The 13229-nt window shown below is 53.7% G+C and carries 11 protein-coding genes; 3 read left to right on the top strand and 8 right to left on the bottom strand.

What is annotated here, in order from left to right; all coding sequences use genetic code 11:
* Positions 1-68 precede the first annotated feature (68 nt).
* A complete protein-coding gene (gene asnS, locus AC3ITF_RS14605; protein WP_117341721.1) occupies positions 69-1469 on the bottom strand; it encodes an asparagine--tRNA ligase in 1401 nt (466 codons plus the stop codon).
* A gap of 168 nt (positions 1470-1637) precedes the next feature.
* On the bottom strand, positions 1638-2840 hold the full coding sequence (pncB, locus tag AC3ITF_RS14600) for a nicotinate phosphoribosyltransferase (protein WP_489175787.1): 1203 nt from the start codon (positions 2838-2840) through the stop codon (positions 1638-1640).
* 265 nt (positions 2841-3105) lie between these two features.
* Here pncB and pepN point away from each other — a divergent pair, with 265 nt between their 5' ends.
* On the top strand, positions 3106-5718 hold the full coding sequence (gene pepN, locus AC3ITF_RS14595; RefSeq protein ID WP_489175786.1) for an aminopeptidase N: 2613 nt from the start codon (positions 3106-3108) through the stop codon (positions 5716-5718).
* Positions 5719-5822: 104 nt separating this feature from the next.
* Here the strand turns inward: pepN and ssuB are convergent, their stop codons facing one another.
* Genes ssuB through ssuE form a run of 5 tightly spaced genes read right to left on the bottom strand, consistent with a single transcriptional unit; the run spans position 5823 to position 10074 of the window.
* Entirely contained in the window at positions 5823-6590 is a 768-nt protein-coding gene (gene ssuB, locus AC3ITF_RS14590) for an aliphatic sulfonates ABC transporter ATP-binding protein (RefSeq protein WP_174360686.1), read from the bottom strand.
* Positions 6587-7378: an aliphatic sulfonate ABC transporter permease SsuC gene (ssuC, locus tag AC3ITF_RS14585; RefSeq protein WP_137362383.1), complete on the bottom strand. Its 792-nt coding sequence runs from the start codon at positions 7376-7378 to the stop codon at positions 6587-6589. The genes ssuB and ssuC overlap by 4 nt, the downstream gene beginning before the upstream one ends.
* Before the next feature lie 11 nt (positions 7379-7389).
* A complete protein-coding gene (gene ssuD, locus AC3ITF_RS14580; RefSeq protein ID WP_117341725.1) occupies positions 7390-8535 on the bottom strand; it encodes an FMNH2-dependent alkanesulfonate monooxygenase in 1146 nt (381 codons plus the stop codon).
* Complete coding sequence (locus AC3ITF_RS14575) at positions 8532-9506, bottom strand: sulfonate ABC transporter substrate-binding protein (RefSeq protein ID WP_489175785.1); 975 nt, start codon at positions 9504-9506, stop codon at positions 8532-8534. The genes ssuD and AC3ITF_RS14575 overlap by 4 nt, the downstream gene beginning before the upstream one ends.
* Entirely contained in the window at positions 9499-10074 is a 576-nt protein-coding gene (ssuE, locus tag AC3ITF_RS14570) for an NADPH-dependent FMN reductase (RefSeq protein WP_146717092.1), read from the bottom strand. Before ssuE ends, AC3ITF_RS14575 begins: the two co-directional genes overlap by 8 nt.
* Before the next feature lie 243 nt (positions 10075-10317).
* Between ssuE and pyrD the strand changes: the two genes are divergently transcribed.
* Together pyrD and zapC are read left to right on the top strand one after the other, a co-directional pair.
* Positions 10318-11328 carry a quinone-dependent dihydroorotate dehydrogenase gene (gene pyrD, locus AC3ITF_RS14565; RefSeq protein ID WP_096757651.1) on the top strand — a complete coding sequence of 337 codons (1011 nt, stop codon included), beginning with the start codon at positions 10318-10320 and terminating at the stop codon, positions 11326-11328.
* A gap of 165 nt (positions 11329-11493) precedes the next feature.
* A complete protein-coding gene (zapC, locus tag AC3ITF_RS14560) occupies positions 11494-12036 on the top strand; it encodes a cell division protein ZapC (RefSeq protein ID WP_117341729.1) in 543 nt (180 codons plus the stop codon).
* Here the strand turns inward: zapC and AC3ITF_RS14555 are convergent.
* Positions 12033-13142, bottom strand: a complete 1110-nt coding sequence (locus AC3ITF_RS14555; protein ID WP_117341730.1) for a YcbX family protein — start codon at positions 13140-13142, stop codon at positions 12033-12035. The two genes, zapC and AC3ITF_RS14555, sit on opposite strands and share 4 nt — an antisense overlap.
* Positions 13143-13229 lie beyond the last annotated feature (87 nt).

Here is a 13229-nt window from a genome sequence, read left to right as displayed (position 1 = left end):
AAAACGGTGTATGGGCGATGGATATAAAAAAGGCCAGCAATGCTGGCCTTTGGCAGAATCATTCAGGATCAGAAGCTGGCGTTACGCGGTGTACGCGGGAACGGAATAACATCACGCACGTTTTGTACGCCAGTAACGTAGGCTATCAGACGTTCAAAGCCCAGACCGAAACCAGAATGCGGAACGGTGCCGTAGCGGCGCAGATCGCGATACCACCAGTAATCTTCTTTGTTCAGCCCCATCTCCAGCATACGGGCATCCAGCACGTCCAGACGTTCTTCACGCTGGGAACCACCGATGATCTCACCGATTCCTGGAGCAAGTACGTCCATTGCCGCGACGGTTTTACCGTCTTCGTTAAGGCGCATATAAAACGCTTTAATGTCTTTCGGGTAGTTTTTAACCACCACCGGCGCTTTAAAGTGCTCTTCCGCGAGGTAACGTTCATGCTCGGAAGACAGGTCCACGCCCCAGTAAACCGGGTTCTCGAACTTTTTACCGCAGTTTTCCAGAATGCTTACCGCGTCGGTGTAATCCACCTGCGCGAAGTCAGCCTCGATGAAACGCTCCAGGCGTGAAATCGCGTCTTTGTCGACACGTTCAGCGAAGAATTTCATGTCATCTGCACGCTCATTCAGTACGGCTTTGAACGCGTACTTCAGCATGGCTTCAGCCAGGCCCGCAACATCGTTCAGATCGGCAAACGCAACTTCCGGCTCCAGCATCCAGAACTCAGCCAGGTGGCGGCTGGTATTGGAGTTTTCTGCACGGAAGGTCGGTCCAAAGGTATAGATTTTGGACAGGGCACAGGCGTAGGTTTCGCCGTTCAGCTGACCTGAAACGGTCAGGAACGCTTCTTTACCAAAGAAGTCTTTATCGAAATCGACTTTACCCTGATCGTTACGCGGCAGGTTTTCCAGATCCAGCGTTGAAACGCGGAACATTTCACCGGCGCCTTCGGTATCGGAGGCGGTGATCAGCGGAGTGGATACCCAGAAGAAACCCTGCTCGTGGAAGAAGCGATGCAGCGCTTGCGCCAGCGTATGACGAACGCGCGCGACTGCACCAATCATGTTGGTGCGCGGACGCATATGCGCCACTTCACGCAGGTACTCAATGCTGTGACGTTTAGCGGCCATTGGGTAGGTATCAGGATCGTCAACCCAGCCGGTCACTTCAACTTCGGTTGCCTGGATTTCAAAGCTCTGTCCCTGTCCTGGAGACGCAACGACTTTACCCGTTACGATAACCGAGCAGCCCGTCGTCAGACGTAATACGTCTTGATTGTAATTGGGCAGAGAATTATTGATGACGGCCTGTACAGGATCAAAGCAGGAACCGTCATAAACGGCGAGGAAGGAGATGCCAGCTTTTGAATCTCGGCGGGTACGCACCCATCCGCGCACGGTGACTTCGCTGTCAACGGCTACGCGGCCCTGGAGTACGTCGGCTACAGGCACTACGCTCATAATAGTCTCTCTGTTAATAGTCGGATATATAAACACATGTCCACCCGTAAATGGGGGGGGATACCTATGTTACCTGGCATCTGCAATCAGACAAGCAGAATTCGTAGCTGGAGTGAAAGATTTCGGAAATAAACGCGAAAAGGGAGTCGAAACGACTCCCTGGAGAGATTAACTGGCTTTTTTGATATGCGGAAGATCGAAGGCTTTGCGCAGCGCGCGGACAAACGCTTTATCATGGCAAATGGTTTTACCCGGGCTGTCGGACAACTTCGCCACCGGTTTGCCGTTGCATTCGACCAGCTTGATAACGATATTCAGCGGCTTGACCTGAGGAATATTGCAGGTTAAGCGCGTGCCAATCCCAAAACTCAGCTGCACGCGAGAAGAGAAGTGGCAATACAGTTCGATTGCTTTCTTCAAATCGAGATTATCGGAGAACACCAGCGTTTTGCTCAGTGGATCGATACCCAATTTCTCGTAATGCGCGATGGCTTTTTCACCCCATTCCAGCGGATCGCCAGAGTCATGGCGCAGACCCTGATAGCGGGTCGCAAACTCAACGCCGAAATCGCGTAAAAAGGCGTCCATGGTGATGCAATCGGTCAGCGCAATGCCGAGTTGATTAGGGTACTCGTGCAACCATGCGGCAAGTGCGACGCGCTGACTGGTGGCAAGTTCAGGGCTAATTTGTTGATGAGCCTGGAACCATTCGTGTGCCTGAGTCCCCATTGGAGTTAATGACAGGCGGCGGGCGAGATCGTAGTTACTGGTGCCCACAAACCATGGCTCTTGCTGGAGACGTTTAACAATCGCCTGCTGCACGTCACGCGAAAAACGACGGCGCGTACCAAAATCCATCAGATGGAAGCGGGACATATCGACAACTTTCGTTAAAGCAGAGAATTCGACTAGTTTGCCTTCCAGTTCATCCAGCGCTTGCGGCACACCGACTTCTGGTGAACGGTAGCGGTGCACCAGCTCGCTAATCACTGCCAGCAGCGGGACTTCCCACATGATGACTTCACGCCACGGGCCGGTTAAACGAATATTCAGCTTACCGTTATCGTTGGTGATGCATACCTGCTGCGGGTTATAGCGGAAATCGCGAAGCCAGCTGAGGTAATCAGCTTTAAAGAAAGGCAGGCCGGAGAGCCACTGGTACTCGTCCTCCTGCAGTTGCAGGTGCTGCATAGCATTCACCTGCTCGCGAATAGAATCGGCATAAATACCGAGCAGGTCATCGCCACGGCAACGAAATTCAGCCGCTACTTGTACATCATAGTAGTGGTGAAAAACGGCTTGCTGCATATGCAACTTATAAGCATCTGTATCCAGCAGCGAGTGCAGAACAGGAGAAGCGAATTGTGTCATAGGTGCGCAGTAGCATCCTCTCACGGGAGCGTTTAGTACAATAAACAACTAAGAAAACCGCTGGAGTATACCCTGTTTAGCGATTTATTGAACCCCGATCACACCATAAGCTGACTTTCTGGTCGAGGGCAATTCGTGCCTCGTGTTATATAAATGTAGCAAAAAGGGTGTTTGTGCCTGAAAAGATGAACATTCTGCGTAGCGCGATTTACGCAACAGGAATAGACTGAACCCGAGACTCTACCATAGATGCTAAAGGTTTTTTATGACACAACAGCCACAAGCCAAATACCGCCACGACTACCGTGCGCCGGATTACCAGATTACTGATATTGATTTGACCTTTGACCTGGATGCTGAAAAAACCGTGGTCACTGCCGTGAGCCAGGCTGTCCGTCATGGTGCGTCTGATGCCCCTCTGCGCCTGAATGGCGAGGATCTGACCCTGGTGTCAATCCACGTGAACGACGAACCGTGGACAGAGTATAAAGAAGAAGAAGGGGCGCTGGTCATCAGCCACCTGCCGGAACGTTTTACGCTGCGTATCGTGAATGAAATCAGTCCGGCGACGAATACCGCACTGGAAGGCCTGTATCAGTCCGGCGAAGCGCTGTGCACGCAGTGCGAAGCGGAAGGTTTCCGCCATATTACCTGGTATCTCGACCGTCCTGACGTGCTGGCACGGTTTACCACTAAAATTATCGCCGATAAAACCCGCTATCCGTTCCTGCTGTCTAACGGTAACCGTATTGCTCAGGGCGAGCTGGACAACGGTCGTCACTGGGTACAGTGGCAGGATCCGTTCCCGAAACCATGCTACCTGTTTGCCCTGGTAGCCGGTGATTTCGATGTTCTGAGTGACACCTTTACCACCCGTTCCGGGCGAGAAGTGGCGTTAGAGCTGTACGTCGACCGCGGCAATCTGGATCGCGCACCGTGGGCGATGACCTCGCTGAAAAATTCCATGAAGTGGGATGAAGAGCGTTTTGGCCTTGAGTATGACCTCGATATCTACATGATTGTCGCGGTGGACTTCTTTAATATGGGCGCGATGGAGAATAAAGGTCTGAACATCTTTAACTCCAAATACGTGCTGGCGCGTACCGATACCGCCACCGACAAAGATTACCTCGATATTGAGCGCGTGATCGGCCACGAATACTTCCACAACTGGACCGGCAACCGTGTGACCTGCCGCGACTGGTTCCAGTTGAGCCTGAAAGAAGGCTTAACCGTGTTCCGCGACCAGGAGTTTAGCTCCGACCTTGGCTCTCGTGCCGTTAATCGGATCAGCAACGTGCGTACCATGCGCGGTCTGCAGTTTGCCGAAGACGCCAGCCCGATGGCGCATCCTATCCGCCCGGATAGTGTCATTGAGATGAACAACTTCTATACCCTGACCGTATACGAAAAGGGCGCAGAAGTGATCCGGATGATCCACACCCTGCTGGGTGAAGCGAATTTCCAGAAGGGGATGCAGCTCTATTTTGAGCGCCATGATGGCAGCGCAGCGACCTGTGATGATTTCGTGCAGGCGATGGAAGATGCGTCTAACGTCGATCTCTCGCATTTCCGCCGTTGGTACAGTCAGTCCGGTACGCCGATTGTGACCGTACGTGATGACTATAACCCGGCCACCGAACAGTACACGCTGACGATAAGCCAACGTACGCCGGCTACACCGGATCAGGCAGAAAAACTGCCGCTGCATATTCCTTTTGCCATTGAGTTGTACGACAACGAAGGCAAAGTGATCCCGTTGCAAAAAGGCGGGCATTCGGTGAATTCTGTGCTCAACGTCACCCAGGCGGAACAAACCTTTGTCTTTGATAACGTCTACTTCCAGCCGGTTCCGGCGCTGCTGTGCGAATTCTCTGCACCGGTAAAACTGGAATATAAATGGAGCGATCAGCAGTTAACCTTCCTGATGCGTCACGCGCGTAACGATTTCTCTCGTTGGGATGCGGCGCAAAGCCTGTTGGCCACCTATATCAAGCTGAACGTTGCTCGCCATCAGCAAGGGCAACCGCTGTCGCTGCCGGTGCACGTGGCTGATGCGTTCCGTGCCATTTTGTTGGATGAGAAAATCGATCCGGCGCTGGCGGCAGAAATCCTGACGCTGCCTTCGGCGAATGAAATTGCCGAGCTGTTTGAGATTATCGATCCAGTGGCGATTACCGACGTGCGCGAGGCGTTAACCCGTACGCTGGCTGCCGAACTGGCAGATGAGTTCCTGGCCGTGTATAACGCCAACCATCTTGCAGAATACCGCGTTGAACATGGCGATATTGGCAAACGCACGCTGCGTAATGCTTGTCTGCGTTTCCTGGCTTTCGGCGAAACGCATCTGGCAGATACCCTGGTGAGCAAGCAGTACCGTGAAGCCAATAACATGACTGATGCGCTGGCGGCCCTGTCTGCGGCGGTAGCGGCGCAGTTGCCGTGTCGCGATGCGCTGATGCAGGCGTATGACGACAAGTGGCATCATGACGGTCTGGTGATGGATAAATGGTTTATCCTGCAATCCACCAGCCCGGCGGACAACGTGCTGGAAACGGTACGCGGCCTGTTGCAGCATCGTTCCTTTAGCATGAGCAACCCGAACCGTATTCGTTCTTTGATTGGCGCTTTCGCGGGCAGCAACCCGGCGGCGTTCCATGCGGAAGACGGTAGCGGTTATCAGTTCCTGGTCGACATGCTGACCGAGCTGAACAGCCGTAACCCGCAGGTGGCCTCACGTCTGATTGAGCCGCTGATCCGCTTGAAACGTTATGATGCCAAACGCCAGGCGAAGATGCGTGCGGCGCTCGAGCAACTGAAAGGTCTGGAGAATCTGTCCGGCGATCTGTTCGAGAAGATAACCAAAGCGTTAGCCTGAGACGTTGACCTGTGGTTTTGTAGGCCGGAGAAGGCGGTAAAGCCGCCATCCGGCAAAATGCCCGGTGGCTCAAACGCTTACCGGGCCTACAATGTCCTGAATGTTTATCCATGTAGTCGGATTGACTGTTCTGCCTCGCCACGCTGCATCACCCGATTCAACACTTCTGCTTCCAGTTCTGCCAGGCGCACTGAACCTGGTCGGCGTGGACGTGGAATATCTACCGTCAAATCCAGACCAATTTTTCCATCTTCAATCAGCAACACGCGATCGGCCATCGCCACCGCTTCGCTGACATCATGGGTGACCAGCAGTACGGTAAATCCCTGCTTTTGCCACAGCGAGACAATCAAATCTTGCATTTCCAGACGGGTTAACGCATCCAGCGCGCCCAGTGGTTCATCCAGCAACAGTAATCCGGGACGATGAATCAGTGCCCGTGCCAGCGCCACGCGCTGTTTTTGCCCACCGGAAAGGGCGGCAGGCCATTCCTGCGCCCGATTTTCCAGCCCAACAGACGTCAGCGCATCCCGGGCTGCATCTTGCCAGTGGCCATTAAGGCCCAGTCCTACGTTATCAATGACTGATTTCCACGGCAGCAGGCGTGCGTCCTGAAACATCATTCGCGTATCATGCTGAATATCTGCCAGCGGCGCGGTGCCGGCGAACAATTCCCCTGAGGTGGGCGATTCCAGACCGGCCAGCAGACGCAGCAGGGTACTTTTCCCGCCACCGCTGCGGCCCACCACGGCAACAAATTGCCCCGCTGGAACAGGCAAATCTAGCTGATTGAGCACCGTATTGGCGCCGTAGCGTTTTGTTACGCCGCTTAGCAGTAGCGGAATTCCCTGATTTAAACGCGTGGTATTCATACGGTGACCTCCTTCGCATGGTAAGCCGGGTTCCAGCGTAGCCAGCTACGTTCCAGTAGTTGCGCGCTGATGTCGGCCAACTTGCCGAGCAGGGCGTAGAGAATGATGGCCACCACGACCACATCCGTTTGCAGAAATTCGCGGGCATTCATTGCCAGGTAGCCGATGCCAGCGTTCGCTGAAATGGTTTCCGCCACGATAAGCGTCAGCCACATGAGCCCAAGGGAAAAACGTACGCCGACCATGATCGAGGGCAGAGCGCCGGGCAGGATCACATGGATAAACAGTGAAATACCGGATAACCCATAGCTGCGAGCCATTTCCACCAGCCCGCGATCGATATTGCGGATCCCGTGCCAGGTATTGATGTAAATCGGGAACAAGGTACCCAGGGCAACGAGAAAGATCTTGGCGGATTCATCAATACCGAACCACAAAATGACCAGAGGGATCAGCGCCAGATGCGGTATGTTACGCAGCATCTGCACCGAGGTGTCCAGCAACCGTTCCCCCCAGCGTGACAGGCCGCTTATCAGCCCCAACGTCAGGCCAATCGATCCGCCAATAGAAAAGCCGATCGCTGCCCGCCAGGTGCTGATCGCCAGATGCTGCCAAAGCTCGCCGCTGACGGAAAGCGTCCAGAAAGCTTCTACTACACCTTCTGGAGAGGGCAGGATGCGGGTGGACAGCCAGCCCATGGATGATGCCAGCTGCCAGAGCGCCACCAGACCAATCGGTAAAAACCACGGAGCAAAGCGAAGTAACCACTTATTTTGCGGCGTTGCCATCATCGGGCTCCTTAGCGTTGCGCGACGCTACGCGGAATAAATTCGTTCGCCACGGCTTCACCTTGTTGATGCAGGCGTTGCGGCTGCGGTATTTCTGGGATCGAGACATCCAGATGCGGGAACAGTAGCTCGCCGACCTTGTACGCCTCTTCCAGATGTGGATACCCGGACAACACAAAGCTGTCGATACCCAGCGCGGCATACTCATTAATCCGTGCCGCCACTGTTGGACCATCCCCCACCAGTGCGGTCCCGGCCCCGCCACGTACCAGTCCAACGCCCGCCCACAAGTTCGGGCTAATTTCCAGTTGGTCGCGCTTGCCGTTGTGCAGCGCTGCCATTCGGTGCTGGCCCACAGAGTCGGTTCTGGCGAAAGCGGCCTGGGCTTTGGCAATGGTGTCATCATCCAGATGGGCAATCAGGCGATCCGCTGCCTGCCATGCCTCAGCGGTGGTTTCGCGCACAATCACGTGCAGGCGAATACCAAAGCGGATCTTACGCCCAAGCGCCGCTGCTTTTGCCCGTACTTGCTCTATCTTCTCTTTCACCAAGTCGGGCGGCTCACCCCAGGTCAGGTAGAGATCAACCTGCTCAGCGGCCAGTTCCTGCGCTATGTCGGAAGACCCGCCGAAATACAGTGGCGGATGGGGTTGTTGCACGGGCGGGAAAAAGAGTTTTGCCCCACGGACGTGAACGTGTTTACCGTTAAAATCCACGGTGTCGCCCTGTAGCAAGCGTCGCCATACCTGGGTAAATTCAGCGGAGGCTTCATAACGCTCAGTGTGATCGAGAAAAACACCATCACCTGCTAACTCTTGTGGATCGCTGCCGGTTACCAGATTAAATAGCGCCCGACCGTTGGACAGTCTGTCGAGCGTCGCCGCCTGGCGTGCCGCCACCGTGGGGGACGTCACGCTGGGGCGCAGCGCGACCAGAAATTTTAACCGCTGGGTGACCGGGATCATTGAGGCGGCAACCAACCAGGCATCTTCACAGGAGCGGCCTGTCGGGATCAGTACCCCGGTAAATCCCAGGCGGTCGGCCGTTTGCGCGATTTGTTGCAGATAACCATGATCGACCGGGCGTGCACCTTCTTCTGTTCCCAGATAATGGCCGTCACCGTGCGTGGGTAAAAACCAGAACATATTCAGACTCATAATTTTGCTCCTGTCTGCTGAGTGGGTTGCCAGATTCGCTGGCGAATGTCGATTTTTTTCGGCACCAGCCGATTGTCATAAAACAGATCGGCAGTTTGTTGCTGCAATGCGGCAACAGAAGCACTGACGGGCGTAATGGAGGTTGGCGGGCGATGGTCCAGATAGGACGCTATGACCGGCTCAGGTAGCCCCATCGTTTTCGCCAACAGGGTGATGCTCTGCTGGCGTTGGCTGAGTGTTAAGGAATCGGCCTGGCTGAAGGTGTCCAGCACGCCAGGAATAAATGCGCTGTTATTCTCGGCATAAGGACGTGCAGCGAGATAAAACGATCCGGTCTGTTTAAGGTCGGTACCGTCTTTGAGTACGCGTACATCACCCTGCAGCAAGGCGGCGGAGTAGTAAGGGTCCCAAATTGCCCATGCATCCACATTCCCCTGTTGGAAAGCGGCACGCGCATCGGCGGGCGTCAGATAGGTGGCCTGGATATCGGTAAACTTCAACCCGGCCTGCTGCAGGGCCCTCAACAGCAGATTGTGCGCGCTGGAGCCTTTCTGGAAGGCGACCTTATGCCCTTTAAGCTCTGCGACGGTGTGGATGGGGCTGTCTTTCGGTACCAAAATCACTTCTGCATGCGGTTTTGGCGGTTCGACGCCGACATAGACCAGATCGGCCCCGGCGGCCTGAGCAAAAATCGGCGGGATATCACCAGTGCTGCCCAGATCGATGCTGCCGATATTGAGCGCCTCCAGCATTTGCGGGCCGGCTGGGAACTCTACCCAGGAGATTTTTGTTTGCGGGTAGCGTTTTTCCAGCAACTGATGGCTTTTAGCCAGCACCATGCTGACGCTGCCTTTCTGATAGCCAATGCGCAGGGCGTCTGGCGCGGTCTCTGCGGCGTGAACCAGCGTGGATAAAGACAGCAGTCCGGTCAGCGCCAGCCACGGCGTATGGCGTTTGAGTAAATTAAGCATGGGCGGTACCCCGCAGCGTGTTCACGTGCACAAATTGGACATCACGACGCTGCAACGCCTGCCAAAAGGTCTCGAGTGCACTGTCCAGGCGTAATTGCAGGTTCGGCGTAAACTGCGGCTTATGTTGATAATCAATAACCTGCGAATCATCGGCGAAAACGCCGTGCAGGATCTCCTGGGCCTTCAGTGCGCTGAGTACCGGTTTCAGGGCGTAATCGACGGCCAGTAAATGTGCTACGGTGCCGCCGGTGGCCAGTGGCAACACGACTTTGCCTTCCAGTGCACGTTCGGGGAGCAGGTCAAGCAAGGTTTTCAATGCGCCGGAATAGGCCGCTTTGTAGACCGGCGTGGCGACAATCAGTCCGTCTGCATCCTGCAACTGTTCGATAAACGTCTTCAGTGCCGGACTGTCGAAGCGCGCATAGATCAGATCCTCGGGCTCAAAATTGTGCAGATTCCAGTGATAGACCTCGACATCCTGTCCATGCAGTTTTTCTCGCGCATATTCCAGTAGGGCGCTGGAGCGAGAGGGGAAGCGTGGGCTACCCGCCAGAGTGATAACGCGCATATTTATATTCTCTCCTTATAACCAAATATTCGTTTTTATTTAACATTGATAACAATTTGTGCAGTCTGGCAGAGAGATTTTGTTTATCGAAATGATTTATGCGGGATAGAAAAGCTGAAAACTGCATAAAAGGAGGAGAAGAAAGAAAACGTTTGCGTTTTATTGCCGCAGGTCAATTCCCTTTTTGTTCACGATCGCACATAATACGCCCCCGGTTTGCACACCGGGAATCCAGGAGAGTTCATGTACTACCCCTTCGTTCGTAAAGCCCTTTTTCAGCTCGATCCAGAGCGCGCTCATGAATTGACATTCCAGCAATTACGTCGCATTACGGGCACGCCGCTCGAAGCGCTTGTCCGCCAGAAAGTACCGGCAAAACCGGTGACCTGCATGGGGCTGACGTTTAAGAATCCGCTCGGTCTTGCCGCCGGGCTGGATAAAGACGGGGAGTGCATTGATGCACTCGGTGCAATGGGGTTCGGCTCAATTGAGATAGGCACCGTGACGCCACGTCCTCAATCGGGTAATGATAAGCCACGTCTTTTCCGTCTGGTTGACGCAGAAGGTTTGATCAACCGCATGGGCTTCAATAACCTGGGCGTTGATAACCTGGTAGAGAACGTTAAGAAATCGCATTTTGACGGCATTCTGGGGATCAATATTGGTAAGAACAAAGATACCCCGGTAGAGAATGGCAAAGATGACTATCTGATTTGTATGGAAAAAGTCTATGCTTATGCTGGCTATATTGCGATTAATATTTCCTCACCTAATACGCCAGGGTTACGCACGCTGCAATACGGCGAAGCGCTGGATGATTTGCTGACGGCAATTAAAAATAAGCAAAACGATCTCCAGGCGATCCACCATAAATATGTTCCGGTGGCGGTAAAGATCGCCCCGGATCTTTCTGAAGAAGAACTGATCCAGGTGGCCGACAGTTTAGTTCGCCATAATATTGATGGCGTCATTGCCACCAACACCACGCTCGATCGCTCCCTGGTACAGGGAATGAAAAATTGCGATCAAATGGGTGGCCTGAGTGGTCGACCGTTACAATTAAAAAGCACCGAAATTATTCGCATGTTGTCCCGGGAATTAAAAGGGCAACTGCCGATTATCGGGGTTGGCGGTATCGACTCAGTCATCGCTGCGCGTGAGAAAATAGCCGCAGGGGCTTCCCTGGTTCAGATTTATTCAGGCTTTATTTTTAAAGGCCCGCCGTTGATTAAAGAAATCATCACCAATATCTGAATACTACCTTAATCACAAACCAGGGCTTTATTTCTGGCCCTGGTTGTTTTATATTCCTTTACTGTTGCTTATTTAAACATTCTGAGCTTTTATTATTAGGGCAATAAACGAAGCGGCAAAAGGATACTGTCGTAACGACGATGATTAAGGAATGGAGAGATACTGATGCGAATTAAACCCGACGATAACTGGCGCTGGTATTATGATGAAGAGCACGATCGTATGATGCTCGATTTAGCCAATGGCATGTTATTTCGTTCGCGTTTTGCGCGCAAAATGCTCACACCCGATGCATTCTCTCCGTCCGGTTTTTGTGTTGATGATGCCGCGCTTTATTTTTCTTTTGAAGAAAAATGCCGTGATCTGGATTTAGCCAAAGAACAAAAAGCGGAGCTGGTACTCAATGCGCTGGTGGCTATTCGTTATCTAAAACCGCAAATGCCAAAAAGCTGGCACTTTGTGGCGCACACTGTTAGTTGGTCACCGAGGATAGGTGACGCTGCCTGCGTGTATTTAAGCGATACCGAGGAACAGGTCAATCTGTTAGTGGTTGAGCCGGGGGAAAATGCGGCCCTGTGTCTGTTGGCACAGCCGGGCGTGGTTATTGCCGGGCGCACCATGCAGCTTGGCGACGCCATTAAAATCATGAATGACAGACTGAAACCGCAACTCCCTGTCGACAGTTTCAGCCTTGAGCAGGCCGTTTAACTCTCCAGCCTGACCGCTGTTTTTGGCACACAACTGCAGCAAAGAATCGTCCCGTCATCACCAATCGCTGATTTTTTCAGCGGACTGACTTCGCCCTCTACCAGCCGAATCCGGCAGCATCCGCAGATCCCCGCCCTGCACGAATAAGGAACCCGGATCCCCTGGTTTTCCAGTTGTTCCAGTAACACCTGTTGATTGTTGCCACGAAAGGTGTGCCCCTGCCAGTCGATAAGCACGCTGGCATCAGGCTGCTGCTGCTGTGCAATAGTGTCATCGGAAGCCACCGCGCCGTAAGCTCGGGCGGGCCCGGTGGACAAAATTTCAACTTCATCGCCAACGCGGATCACGCCGCTGTTGCGGGCAATGAGATTCTGACCGAAATCGACATCGCCGTTATCCACCGCGCTGCGGAAGGTTTGCAGCGTTGCCAGCGGTTCACCGGACGGATGTTTCTGGCCTTTTTCAGGGCTGATAGTGGTGAAAATACAGCGGCTGCAGGGTTTTGCCACATCAAAGATGACCTCGCCAATGCGAATCACCTTCCAGGTGTCTTCCTCCCAGGCGCTAGCCCCTGAGACCACCAGGTTGGGGCGAAACTGCTCCATTCTGATACTGGCCGGGCAGCGTTGCTGCACATCGCGCAGTGAGGCTTCATTAGTCAGAAGGTAAGGAAAACCATCGGCGAACGAGAGCGGTACGCCGTCGTGGCGTTTGACCCGGCGGGTTAACTGTGGGCCAACCCAGCGTAACTGTACATCGCGCGAGAAAAAACCGCTGAGCCACTGATTGATAGCTGTTGGCGCGATACGTGCAGTAAAATGGTTTCCCCAGACTTCTGTTGGCGCATCCTGGGTGGCGAAGTCGGCAAAACGGACCAACGCACTGCTGCCGTCGGGTGCGGTTAAGTGCAACCCATCGTGTAAAGGGGAAGGGGTAAAACGGACCATCTGGGGGAACTGCCGGGCGGTGATGAACGTTCCGTCGGGTTCGGTAACCATAAAGATGCGGTCAAAGGCCAGACCGCTAACGTCTGCCAGGGCGTGCGTGAGCCCAATACCGCGCATTGATTTAACCGGATGAACAAAAAGTCGGGTTAACGTTACCACTGTACAGCCCCTCGAACGAAAATAAGCCTTCAACTTTATGACAAGGGCGCGAGATTAGCTATAATGCGCAGCAATTTTATTGGAGTA

This window comes from Citrobacter sp. KH_055_1, assembly GCF_057838705.1.
The sequence above is the reverse complement of the archived record's forward strand: the minus strand, read 5'-3'. Positions and strand labels throughout refer to the sequence as shown.